The following is a 13,355-nucleotide window of genomic DNA, read 5'->3' on the forward strand; positions in this document are numbered from 1 at the left end:
TTTGATAATGATGTTTTATCTTTTATTTTTTTATGTTGAAATTTGAATTTAGTGATAGGTTTTTTCTTTTTAGTTATTTTATTCTGATTATATTCTTAGGCTCGTTTTTTTTGTCATTGCCTATTGCTTGGAATGGTGAGAAGGAATTAGAATATATAGATGTTTTATTTACATCTGTATCTGCTGTTAGTATTACAGGACTTGTTACTGTTAAAATAGAGAGTTTTTCTACTTTTGGATTTATTGTCATAATGTTGTTGATTCAGTTTGGTGGTCTTGGTTTTATAACGATTACTACTTTTTATTTGCTTATTCCTAAACGTAAGTTGAAATTAACTGATGCCAGAATCATCAAACAATATTCTCTTTCAAATATTGAATATAACCCTGTCAAAATTTTGAAAAGTATACTTTTAACAACTTTTTTAATTGAATTAATTGGAGTACTATTAGTATTAGTATGTTTTAGACTGAGAGGAGTTAGTATTTCGGTGCTTGAGGCTTTATTTACCGTAATTTCAGCTTTTTGTAACGCAGGGTTTACTATGCATTCTGAGAGTATTTATGCATGGCGTAATGTTCCTGAGGCTATAATTGTTATTGCTGTTTTAGTTATTTGTGGAGGACTCGGCTTTATGGTATATCGTGATATTACGAATACTATTAAATATCGTAAGAAATTATCTCTTCATGCGAAAATTGTTTTTTTAGTAAGTTTTTTTTTAATTGTTTTAGGCTCAATTTTATTTTTTCTCTCAGAAAAGCATAAGCTTGGAAAAAGTTATTCAATTGGAACTCTTATATTTAATTCAATATTTTATTCAATAAGTACAAGGACCGCTGGGTTTAATTATCTTGACAATTCTCTTATTACAAGTAAAACCCAAATGCTTTCCTTACCATTTATGTTTATTGGAGGTGCTCCAGGTTCAACTGCTGGAGGAATTAAAATTACTACATTTTTTCTGATTGTTCTTGCATTAATCAAATCTCAGGATGGTAATGGGTATATTATTGGTTCTTATAAGGTTTCCATTGATAGCATAAGATTTGCTCTTTTATTTTTTGTACGTGCCGTTTTTATTTTGTGTATTTCATTTTTTATTCTTCTTGCTTCTGAAGGAGGTGGGAAGTGGAGGGTTATTGATTTAGGATATGAAGTTTTTTCTGCTTTTGGTACTGTTGGTTTATCAGTTGGAGTTACTCAGGATTTGTCATTTTTAGGTAAAGTAATTATAATTTTTACTATGTTTGCAGGTCGCATAGGGCTTTTTTCTATGGCAATTTTTGTTTCACGAAGGTCGCGTTTTGAAGAATTTACAAGACCAAGACAGGATATTTTGGTAGGGTAGAAAATAGTGAAAACATTCGTTATTATTGGCCTTAGTAATTTAGGAGTTCATATTCTTGAGAATTTGAGTAAACTTGATTGTCAAATTATTATTGTTGATACATCAAGAGAACTGGTTGAAGAATATGATATTATTGCTACAGAAAGCTTTATTTTAATCAGTTTACTAAGAATGCTTTAAAAAAGGTTATTCCTATAGATACTGATGCTGTTATTATTGATTTTGACAATGATCTTGGGAAAAGCGCGCTTGTTACGCATTATTGTAATCTTTTGGGTGTTAAAGAAATATGTGTTAAAACTGAGGATAGGGATGATGCTGAGATATTAAAAACTCTTGGTGCTACAAAAATTATATTTCCAAGTAAAGATGCTGCAAGAAGATTAACTCCATTATTAGTATCTCCTAATCTTTCAACATATAGTATTGTTGGTCATGATATCATTGTTGCTGAGACTGTTATTCCAAAAGAATATGTAGGTAAAACTCTTCTTGAGGCTGATTTAAGAAGAGAAAAGGGGATTACAGTTATTGCTGTTAGGAATCTAAGCAATTCTAGGTATGAGTTTGTAGATGGAGATTATTTTTTCTTAAAAGATGATAAGATTGTCATTTGTGGCAAGCCCGATAGAATTGAGAATTTTACAAATAATAAAGACTTGATTAAAGATTTAATATCAGTTTCTAAGGCAGAGGATGCTTCTTATAAGGGGGAGGATGGTTCTAAGAGATTAGGATTTTTAAGGTTGTTTAATTTCACAAAAAGGTTTAATAAAGGTAGAAAAAATGATTAGTAGTAGGATTTGAAGATGACTAAGATTATTCCTGTTGCAAGTGGAAAGGGGGGTGTGGGAAAAACGTCTTTCGTTGCTAATATTGGCTATAAGCTTGCACGTTTGGGCAAAACCGTGATACTTGTTGATCTAGACCTTGGCGGTTCTAATCTGCATACTTGTCTAGGAGTTAAGAATACTGGTGTTGGGATAGGTGCTTTTATTAATAGACGTGAGAAAGATTTTTCGAGTTTAATACTTAAAACACCTTATAATAAGCTTTATTTGGTGCCAGGAGATGCCCTTTATACAGGAACAGCTAATATTCCTTTTTCTATTAAGAAAAGAATAATAGATGCAATTCAAAGAGATCTTGTTGCTGATTTTGTTTTTATAGACTTAGGGTCAGGTACGTCTTATAATACAGTAGATTTTTATTTAACAGCTTACAGCGGCATAATAGTGACGGTTCCTGAGACCCCTTCAATACTTAACGCTTATTCTTTTTTGAAAAATGCATTGTATAGGCTTTTATATCTGGCTTTTCCATCAAAGAGCACTGAACGTGAATATATTAGTAGTTTTTTTAAAAATAAAATAGAAGGTACAAATGTTAAGTTTAAAGATTTAGTTGCGGGAATTGAAGCTATATCTTTAAGTTCATCACTTAAGATAAAAAGAATTATGAATAATTTTTATCCTAGAGTTGTATTAAATAGAATAGAATCTAGTGAAGAGATAGCTATGTGTGAAAATTTAATAAGTGTTGTTAAAAATAATATTAATATACCAGTTGAATTTATCGGTTTTATTCCGTTTGCAAAGAGTTTTAGGGAATCAGTTAATAATAGAATTCCGTTTATTGATTTTGATAGGAATTCAAAACTCAATAAATATTTTGAGTTTATTGCAGGTAACTTGATTAAGTCACCTGTTGAGGGTTCTCCATATATTTATGATGATATATACGATATGATTAAGGAGCAAAGTCAATTTATTAGAAAATAATTAAATTATGATAATTATTACGGAGGAGCAACTTAATGCATAGACTTAAGGATAAAAATTTAGATTTTAAAATAGAGAGCTTAGGAGAATGTAAACAAAATAATCCTTTAGTTAGTTTTTATGATGATGAGAGTCAAGGGCATTTTACTGGTGAGACTGATAAGATTAGATTTAATATTTATCAAGGTGATAGTGATTGGAGTCAGTATGAAAATATTTTCTTGGAAAAGGCTGGACCTAGGCATAAGATTTATTTCATGCCTAGGCATGTTAAAGCGGCAATTATTACTTGCGGAGGTCTTTGTCCAGGTTTTAATGATGTTATTCGTTCAATTGTTAGGACTTTGTGGAATGTATATGGAGTGCATAATATTTATGGAGTGAAGTACGGATATCAGGGGCTTTTGTCAGATTCTGATTTGAGTTTTATTGATCTTAATCCTGATGTAGTGGACGATATTAATAAACTTGGTGGTACAATACTTGGTTCATCAAGAGGAGGAATTAAGCCTGTTGAGATAGTTGATACTTTGGAGAGAATGGGAATTAATATGATGTTTAATATCGGTGGAGATGGGACACAAAAGGGTTCTTTACTGATTGCTGAGGAAATAGAGAGAAGAAATTTAAAGATTGCAGTAGTAGGTATCCCAAAGACAATAGATAATGATTTTATGTTTGTCCAAAAATCTTTTGGATTTGAAACTGCTGTAGAGCAATCGGTTGCCGCGGTTGCTGGTGCTCACTTTGAGGCAAATAGCGCCTATAATGGAATTGGTCTTGTAAAGGTTATGGGTAGAGATTCTGGGTTTATTGCTGCTTATACTGCTTTATCTTCTAATGATGTTAATTTTTGTTTAATTCCAGAACTAGATTTTGATATTGAGGGGCCTAATGGGCTTCTTGCGCATCTTGAAAGACGGCTTTTAGAAAAAGCAAAAAAGGCAGCAGGACATTTAAACACAATCCCTCATGCAGTGATATTGATAGCGGAGGGGGCAGGACAAAAATATTTTGATTCTAGCATGCGTAAAAGAGATAATTCTGGTAATTTGCTTTATGAGGATATTGGACTTTACATTAAAGATAAAATTAATATATATTTTAAATCTAAAGATATTCCAATTAATCTTAAGTATATTGATCCTAGTTATATTATTAGAAGTTCACCAGCTAATGCTAGTGATTCTCTTTATTGTGCGCGCCTTGGTTCAAATGCGGTTCATGCTGCTATGTCTGGTAAGACAAAATTATTAATTGGTTTATGGAGTGCTAAATTTGTGCATATTCCGATAAAGATGGCAGTCATTGATCGCAATAAAGTTAATATAAATGGTTCTTTCTGGAAAGATGTTCTTGTAAGTACTGGTCAGCCATTTAACATGAAAAACTAAATATTTTTTATTTTGCTGCATTCCCTGCAACATTTAATGCATCCCAAGTTTTTGAGAATGGTGGAGCATATGCAAAATCCATCATTCCAAGTTCATTTGTTGTAAGTTTTGAATAGATTGCGAGGGATAATGCATGTATTCTTATTGCGGCCCCATTTTTACCAATTATTTGTGCCCCAATTATTTCTTTTGTGTCTTCTTTATATATCAATTTAATATATAAATCTTCTTGATTGGGATAATAATTTGTGTGGTTTTTATCTTTTATGAATACTGTTTTGTATTTAATTCCAAGTCTTGATGCATTGTCAGCTGTGATACCAGTTCTGGCTGCCTCAAGGGATAAAACTTTAATTGAAGCAGAGCCTAGTGTTCCTTTAAAGGAAACACGTTTTCCTGCTAGATTTTCACCAATGACCTTTCCTAATTTGTTAGCTGTTGTTGCAAGAGGAATATAATCATTTTTCTTACTTACAATGTTATAAATTGTAGCACAGTCTCCTGCAGAGAAGATGTTTTCTGAACTAGTCTCACCATATTCATTTACAATTATTGCTCCATTTTTTAATGTCTTAAGTTGCCCTTCTAGAAATTCAGTAGCAGGTTTGATTCCCGTAGCAAGAATGACGAGATCTGCTTTGTACTCGGCTTTATTTGTAATTATGCCTTCAACTTTTTCTTTTCCTATTAAGCTTGTTACAAATTCATCTGTGTGGAGTGATACATTATTGTTAATTAATTCTTCTTCCATTATGTTAGTAATTTCTGTGTCAAACGCTTCGGTTAGTATTCGTTTATCTAGTTGGATTATTCTTACATTTTTTTTAAGTACTTTGGCAGCTTCGACCATTTCAATTCCAATATATCCAGCTCCAATTATTACTATATCTTGTATCTCTTTTTTCTTAAGGAGTTCTTTTATTGCCTTTCCTTCTTTCATGTTACGTAGAGTGTAGAAATTATTTAATTGAATATTGCTAATTGGTGGGATGATGGGATTACCCCCTGTTGCAATCATTAATTTGTCGTAATTATCATTAAATATCTGTTTTGTTTTGAGGTTTTTTACTTGAAGGGTATTATTTTTTGTGTCTACTTTAATAACTTCATGTTCAGTAAGTACTGATATTCCTTTTTGTGCAAATTCATCAGGCGTTCTGGCTATCATCTTGTTTGGTTCATCAAAGAAACCACCAATGAAATATGGTAATCCACAAGCCCCAAAAGAAATAATGTCTGTTTTTTCATAAATAGTAATATTTAAGTTTTGATTTGTTCTTTTTGCTTTGGCAGCAGCAGTGGTACCTGCAGCAGTGCCCCCAATAATTATTATTTTCATAAAAGTTCCTTACTTTTTATCTTACTTATCTATTTCATTTTGATTGTTATAAACATTTTTGTCTAGTTGCTTAAGATTTTTTGCTGTTATTACCCCTGCAACCATTGAATCGCTGACATTGACAGATGTTCTACCCATATCAATTAAAGGTTCAATAGATATTAATAAACCAACAAGTTCAACAGGCAGATTCATTGATGAGAGAACCATTAAAGATGATATTGTTGCACCCCCCCAGCTCCCGCTGCTCCGAATGAAGTTATTATGATGATTCCTATAAGCTGGATAAGGAATGAAGGATTTGTTGGGTTTATTCCTTGCGTAGGGGCAATCATTATTGCTAGCATGGCAGGATGGATTGCCGAACAACCATTTTGTCCAATTGATGCCCCAAATGCACTTGAAAGATTTGCAATGCCTTCACTGACCCCTAATTGTTTAGTTTGCACTTCTACATTAACAGGTATTGTTGCTGCACTAGAACGAGATATAAATGCGAATGTTAAGACTGGCCATGCTTTTCTAAAGAAAGTAATGGGATTTAGTCTGTTAAGTGCAATTAGTGCCATGTGCATTAAAAGTGTGATGCCAATAGCAACATAGGAGACAAATGCAAATTTTCCAAGTTTCATAATGCTTTCAGTGTCACTTGTTGCCGATATCCTTGTAATCATTGCTAATATGGCATAAGGAGTTGATTTTAGAATTAATATTATCATTCCTGAAGTTAAATCTTGTGCTGTTGATATTATTTGCTTGAAAAATTCTATTGATTCTGGTTTTTTTTTAGCAACTCTAAGAGCAATAATACCTATTAGACCAGCGACTATTACTATTCCAATTGTTGAATTTGGTCTTGTTCCTGCCATATCTGCAAATATATTCTCAGGTATAAGTTCTGATAATTTTTGTGTAATAGGCGTTTGTTGCAGATTTGATAGCTTTTGATTTAATTTTTCTCCTTGTGTAATTTCATCTATTCCAGATTGAAGTCCTTCTGCTGATAGTTTAAAGAATAGAGATGCATAAATTCCGATTGTTGCAGCAAGTCCTGCTGTGAATATGAGTATAAATATTACAAATAGGCTCATTTTCCAGATTTCTTGACTGTTTGTTAATTTTACTATTGCGGATATTATTGAAACAAGTATGAGTGGTATTATCATCATTTTAGTGAGTCTTATATATCCTGTGCCTAAGATATTAATCCACTTGATAGTTTCTTTTAGTATTATTGGTTCTGATGCATAAAAATGTTTCATAGATATACCAAAGACTATTCCTAATCCTAAAGCTATAAGTAGTCTTTTTGTAAATGAAACGTGTTTTTTGTGTAGGAAGTATATAAATCCTATTAATATAAACATAACTGTAATGTTTGTTAATATATACATATACGTTATTGTTGTACCCATTATTTTCACCTCTTATGTGTATTATTTTAATACAATATGGGCTATTTTAATTATGTTTTGAATCTCTATGTGCATGATTTTAGTAGCCAGTCGCTATTTAAAATATGTTCTGAGATTTTATTTTAGCTTGATTACTTGTTTATTTGTGACTGTGTTCAAGTAAGCTATTGTACGATTGTATTATTTCATCTTTGAAGTCATCATCCTTTAAAATTTTGTTTGCGATTGTCTTGCCAAGTTGAACCCCTTCTTGATCAAATGAATTTATATTTAGTAAGAATCCTTCAAACATAACCTTGTTTTCATAGTGTGATAGTATTGCACCTACTGTATACGGTGTAAGTTCTTTTGAATATATTAATGCAGAAGGTTTTTCGCCTTCAAAGTTTTTGTTTTGGTTGATGTCTTTTTTTCCACAAGAGAATGCAATTATTTGAGCTATTAAATTTGCTTTTAGCTTAGCATTGTTTGATGTTCCGTTTACAGTGATGTCTTGCTTGAGTTGAGAGTCACTAAATCCTATTAAATCCATTGGTACTGTCTCTGTGCCTTGATGGAGCATCTGGAAGAATGAATGTTGGACATCTGTTCCAATACCTCCCCAGATTATTCTTACTGTTTTATAATCAATTTTTTCTCCAAACCTGTTTACGCTTTTTCCATTACTTTCCATTTCAAGTTGCTGTAAATGAAGATAAAAATTTTCCATTGCCTTTGAATAAGCAATAATGCAGTTGTTACTGTAGTTGAGAATATTACCCTCATATATACTAATTAGTGCTGCTAGGAGAGGGGCATTGTCTTTGACATTTTTGTTTAGTGCTGCTTTATCAACTTCATGAGCACCTTTTAAGATTTCTTTTGTGATTTTTTCTGTAAAACACAGAGTAATGAGGATCATTCCCACAGCTGATGTTGGCGAAAATCTTCCTCCGATTGAGTCGTGCATAAAGAAGTGTTCAAGGTATCCTTTTTCAAGTGCTAACATGCTTCCCTTTGAGGTAATGATTATGATTTGCTTTTTATACTCTTTAACATCATTGTCTTTTAATTTTTTAATTAAAAACTGCATATTAGAAGCTGTTTCTAGCGTGGTTCCGCTTTTTGATACTACGATAAATAGTGTTTCTTGAAGGTCTATTTCACTTAAAACTTCTTCTGCTTCGTCTGGATCAATGTTTGAAATGAAATAGGCTTTCATCAGATGTAAATTTTTACTTTTAGCATAATTTTTGATTGCGGTATATAGTGCTTTTGGACCAAGGCTTGAGCCACCAATTCCAATTTGTACCACGTTTTTAAAGACTTTGCCATTTATGTTTTTAATTGTTCCATTTTGAACTTGAGTTGCAAATTCAAAACTTCTATTAAGTTCAGTTTCAAAGAACTCTTTCATATCTTCATTATCTTCTGTGACCTTTTTTCCAAGTTGCCCTCTTGTTAAATGGTGGAGAACCTTTCTATTTTCACTGATATTAATATGTGTTCCATCAATGAGTTCTTGATATTTTTCTATTAAATTTGCTTCATCGCTTAAACTTTGAAATATTTTTAGATGGTGTTCATTAATTTGTTTTGTGGCATAGTTATAATGTACTTGGTGCCCGTCTATCTTAATATCATATGTTTTGATACGTGTTTTATTTAACGTATTTTTTAGTTTTTCGGGAGCGGTTTGCTTTAATTCCTGAAAACTTTTAAGTTTATTAAGATTTATATAACTAGTCATAAAATAACCTCCATAGTTTTTGTGTATTGAATTTATTTATTTAAATTTTGCGTTGTTTTTTTTAAAGAATTTTTTTATTTTGAGTATTATAAGTTTTAAATATCTTATAATTATATTTTTTTCTGAATAGTTTTGTAGTTGTTCTTCTCCTACTTCTGATTCACTTTTTGTAAATGATTTTCTGATATTATTCTCATCAAGTTCGATTTCAAGCAATGTCTTTTTGTCTTCTATGGGAATGACTTTGACGTCGATTTCTTTGTATCCAAGTTCTTTTAATACTTGATATCGTCTAAAACCTGCTACTAGATTTTTGTTCTTATCTATGATTATTGGATAAATTAAACCATGTTTTTTAATACTTTCTTTCAGAGATGTGGTATCTCCTATATTTTGTCTGATTCGTCTTTTAATTTTTATTTGCTCTAAATCTATTAACATTTTCCTTAATCCAATTGAATAGTTTCGCCATTTGCGTCTTTATGATCATTTTCATCATTGTCATCAGTAAAAACGTTGTCTTTGATTTTTGTGTCATTTTGAGATTCATTTGTTTGATCTGTTTTATCGATTGTGACAGGATCCATTATTTTTTCCCCATTGATATTGTCATCTATATCATTTACTTTTTCTTCATCTGTTCTTTTATAGTTGGCATTGTGTTCTATGTTTGTATTTAACATAGCATGGTTCATGCTTTCATTATTGCTTTCGCCTTTCAAATTGTTATCTTTATTATCTGCGTTATTATTAATTTGATTAGGGTTATTCGTAGATTCTGTTTTGTTATTTGATTTACTTGATTGATCGAAGTCATAGGTTAGATATTCAAATTCGTTAGTTTCGATATTGAGCTCATCATTGTCATTTATTTTATCAATTCCATAGATGTTAAATTCCATTGTGTTTAAAAATTCAGATTTGTTTTCATAGTATCTTGACCTTTCAAATGGTTGGGTTCCTGCAATGAATATTTCATTTATTGTTGTTTCATTAGGTACTCCTTCTGGCAATAATCCTGTTTCTGATTGTACTTGCACATTGATTATTCCTTTAGGTCTTACGAAAACTTTTCTAGGTAAGTCTTTGTGGTATTCTGCCATAAATTTGCCCCAACTAGGGCCAGCAAGACCTGTTCCTGTGCCAGCAGTTCCTAATGAATATCCTTTTTTATCAAAACCAATCCACAAGGCCGTTGTTATGTACGGAGAGTATCCTATTGCCCATCCATCAGACCAGTTTTGTGTGGTTCCCGATTTTCCTGCAATGTCAGATTTAAAGTCTTTAAGATTTGTATATCTTTGATTAGCCAGGGTTCCATATTGGATTGTTGATTTCAGCATGTCTGTCATAATATAGGCAGTTTGAGGAGATACTATTTGGGCATTAGAGCCTTTGTTTTTAATTGATGTTAGAATTTCAGATTCTACGTTTGCTATTACTTTTCCGTTTCTATCTTCAATATATCTTATTCCATATGGCTCTACCTCTTTACCGCTATTTCCCAAAATTGCAAACGCCCTTGCCATTTGTATTGGCGATGTTGATATGATACCGAGTGCAAGAGGGTATACCTTTGGAAATGTTTTGTTTATTTCATTTTGATCTTTTATTCCTAATAATTTAGCAGAATATTTAATTGCTTTTTCAAATCCTAATATATCGAGTATTCTAAGTGCAGGAATATTGAGGGATAAAGCTAGTACTTTTCGTGTTAATACATTTCCTCTCCATCTGCCACCGTAGTTGTCAGGGGCATAAATTTCTCCATCTTGATTTAAAAAGGCCACTGGAGAATCTGAAAACATTGTTGAAGTTGTGATTCTTTTTAAGTCTATAGCTGCTGAGAAATATAGGGCTTTAAATGCACTTCCAGGTTGTACTTTTGCTTGGGTCGCTCTATTAAATTCACTCCCCTTTCTGTACCCACTTCCTCCAATCATTGCCTTTATTGCTCCCGTTGTGGTATCTAGTGCTATGAGTGCGCCTTCTGGTTGTACAATTGAATTTGGATGTGTTTTATTATTTATCGTGTATTCTTTTGTTGCTTTATCTATTTTATCAATTCCTAGTATTGCAGCAAAACTTGCAATTAAATCGATATTATCTTCATAAAATTTTCTTGTTCTTAATTTTTTATATTGTCTTCCGTTGACTCTGGTGCTGTTTATTCCAAATAAATCAGAAATTGTATCAATTACGGGAACTAGTTCTGAATTAATTGTCAGTGTTTCAGATGATTTGGTAGAGTTATACATTTTTCTTGCTTGTGTAATCATATCTTGTGCAGCTTCATTCGCATGTTTTTGGGCTTTAAGGTCTAGTGTTGTGTATATTGAGTATCCGTCTTTGTATATGTTTGCTCCGGCTGGAAGATATTTAATTATTCTTTGTCTTATATATTCTGAAAAATAAGGAGCATTATCTTCTTTGCCAGAAATAGCAGATGTGTCTGCCATTCGAGTCCAATCATAGTTTTTCCAGTATTCATTAAATTCTGCTTCAGCTAATTGAGGACTGATAATTCCATTGGATACTACTTGATTTAATACAGCCTTTTGTATTTTTTTAGCAAACTTTGGATTGTAAAATGGTGAATAGAGTTTTGCATTGGGTAGTTGTATAATCATTAAAACAGCTTCTGCAGTGTTAATATTTTGGACACTTTTGTTAAAAAAGAATTTTGAGGCTGCTACTACACCGTAATTGCCATTTCCAAAATAGACTTTATTTAGATATTTCTCAAGTATTTCATATTTTGATAGTTTTTTTTCAAGTTGTATAGACCACCATATTTCGTTTAATTTTCTTAAAATTGATCGTCTTGCTTGATTGGTGTATAAGAGTTTTGCCAATTGTTGTGTTAAGGTACTTCCTCCTGAAAAATATCTTCCAAGAGCGATATTAAAAGCAGCTCTGAGAATACCCATAAGCGAAAAGCCTCTGTGAAAAAAAAAGCTAAGATCTTCGCGTATTAAAAGTGTGTTTATTAAATTATCAGGCATTTCTCTTAAAGAAAGGAGCTCTCTATTTTCATCGGATATAAATTGTGTTATGAGCTTACCATTTGCATCAAAAAGTTTTGATGGTATAGCTGGATTTACATCTCCAAAGCTTTTATCTTTTTGAATGTTGATAGTTTCGACTATAGCAATTGACAGCAAAATAATAGAAAAGCCTATAGTAAAGTATGTTAAATAAATAAGTATGATAGATCTTGTACTAAAGTTAATATTCTTCAAATTACACCCTTCCGTGACAATTATACTATAAATATTATAAGATTGATATCTGTGCATAAGAGCTTTTCTTTTAATAAGATTTTTTTATAGTTTTTTTATACGATCGGTTTTATACTTTGACTTTGTTTGAATGTGGATTTGGTTTTTTCAATAAATTATTAACTATTGGTTGTATCTAATATTTTGGGATAGAATTATTTTAAAGTGTACTCTATGCATAACTTAAGATTTTTGAATTTTATTTCTTTAAAGTTCCTGGATATCATTTTAGCATTTTTATCATGTTTGTTAGATTTTAAAGGAGGAGAGGTTTATGTTTTTGTCTAAAAAAATAAAAGATTATGAAACTAAATATAAGGGTAAGGAAATTAAGATGAGCACTGAGATTAATAGTTTCCTTAATATTAAAAATTCTGTTGAATTGAAAGTTGGTACTTACGTATCATATGGTATAATTTATTCTATTTCTATGAATTCTATTAAGCTTGTTTTTCAAGAAGATACAATTTTATCTGTTTTAGCCCAAAATGGAAATTCAGGCAATATTCAATTGAAGAGTTTTGATAATGTTGCAAATGGTCCTTATTTTATTCCTTCTTTAGTTATTAAACTGGTCAATACGTCTTCTTATTCTGTTCAAGAGAGGGAGTATAATTTATTGACTTTAGATTTTATATCCCCTATTCCGGAAGGGTTTGCAATTAAGATTGGTAAACTTCTTGATTTGAAACTTGGGCAAAATCAAAGAATTCATGAACGTATTATTATTAATAAGGATTCTCTTAAAAAGCTTAATCTTAAATCTGATAAAGCTTTTCTTGAGATTAAGGGTATTCAGCATCGATGTTTGATTAAAGACCTCTCTTATGGGGGTGCTCTTTTAATATCTTATTTTAATTATGAGGGAATGGATGAAAATGACAATGATTTAATTTTCAATTTTGATATTGCAGGCAAGAAAGTATCTATTGTTGGGAAAGCAAGAAATTTAAGTGTTATTCAAACTCCTAATGGTAAGGTTTTGGCTTTAGGTGTTGCTTTCTGTGAAGAAAAGATCCCTCTTGACTATACTATGTTAATCCATGATTATTTTAATTAGAGGA

8 protein-coding genes and 2 pseudogenes are annotated in these 13,355 nt (G+C 31.4%); 5 read left to right on the forward strand and 5 right to left on the reverse strand.

Going from position 1 to position 13,355, the window contains the following annotated elements:
* Positions 1 to 32 precede the first annotated feature (32 nt).
* The 4 genes and pseudogenes from ACWUD1_RS03740 (at position 33) to ACWUD1_RS03755 (ending at position 4,527) form a co-directional block, all read left to right on the forward strand.
* Entirely contained in the window at positions 33 to 1,352 is a 1,320-nt protein-coding gene (locus ACWUD1_RS03740; protein ID WP_472756462.1) for a TrkH family potassium uptake protein, read from the forward strand.
* Positions 1,353 to 1,358: 6 nt separating this feature from the next.
* A pseudogene (locus tag ACWUD1_RS03745) lies at positions 1,359 to 2,146 on the forward strand (potassium channel family protein).
* A gap of 15 nt (positions 2,147 to 2,161) precedes the next feature.
* Positions 2,162 to 3,133: a nucleotide-binding protein gene (locus ACWUD1_RS03750; RefSeq protein WP_472756463.1), complete on the forward strand. Its 972-nt coding sequence runs from the start codon at positions 2,162 to 2,164 to the stop codon at positions 3,131 to 3,133.
* 35 nt (positions 3,134 to 3,168) lie between these two features.
* A complete protein-coding gene (locus ACWUD1_RS03755; RefSeq protein WP_472756464.1) occupies positions 3,169 to 4,527 on the forward strand; it encodes an ATP-dependent 6-phosphofructokinase in 1,359 nt (452 codons plus the stop codon).
* Between the two features lie 7 nt (positions 4,528 to 4,534).
* On the opposite strand, the gene ACWUD1_RS03760 is transcribed toward ACWUD1_RS03755, so the two are convergent.
* From ACWUD1_RS03760 to ACWUD1_RS03780, 5 genes and pseudogenes are all read right to left on the reverse strand, one after another.
* Positions 4,535 to 5,866: a CoA-disulfide reductase gene (locus ACWUD1_RS03760; RefSeq protein WP_472756465.1), complete on the reverse strand. Its 1,332-nt coding sequence runs from the start codon at positions 5,864 to 5,866 to the stop codon at positions 4,535 to 4,537.
* Positions 5,867 to 5,887: 21 nt separating this feature from the next.
* Positions 5,888 to 7,281, reverse strand: a pseudogene (locus tag ACWUD1_RS03765) (L-cystine transporter).
* 139 nt (positions 7,282 to 7,420) lie between these two features.
* The gene (locus tag ACWUD1_RS03770; RefSeq protein ID WP_472756466.1) at positions 7,421 to 9,010 is read right to left on the reverse strand and encodes a glucose-6-phosphate isomerase; all 1,590 of its coding nucleotides are present in this window, start codon (positions 9,008 to 9,010) and stop codon (positions 7,421 to 7,423) included.
* A 36-nt stretch (positions 9,011 to 9,046) separates the two neighbouring features.
* Positions 9,047 to 9,451: a ParB N-terminal domain-containing protein gene (locus ACWUD1_RS03775; protein WP_472756467.1), complete on the reverse strand. Its 405-nt coding sequence runs from the start codon at positions 9,449 to 9,451 to the stop codon at positions 9,047 to 9,049.
* A gap of 5 nt (positions 9,452 to 9,456) precedes the next feature.
* Entirely contained in the window at positions 9,457 to 12,309 is a 2,853-nt protein-coding gene (locus ACWUD1_RS03780; protein ID WP_472756468.1) for a penicillin-binding protein 1A, read from the reverse strand.
* A gap of 256 nt (positions 12,310 to 12,565) precedes the next feature.
* Between ACWUD1_RS03780 and plzA the strand changes: the two genes are divergently transcribed.
* Positions 12,566 to 13,351, forward strand: coding sequence for a c-di-GMP-binding receptor PlzA (gene plzA, locus ACWUD1_RS03785; RefSeq protein WP_472756469.1), 786 nt, complete (start codon positions 12,566 to 12,568; stop codon positions 13,349 to 13,351).
* The last annotated feature ends 4 nt before the right edge of the window (positions 13,352 to 13,355 follow it).

This window comes from Borrelia tillae (genome assembly GCF_055693965.1).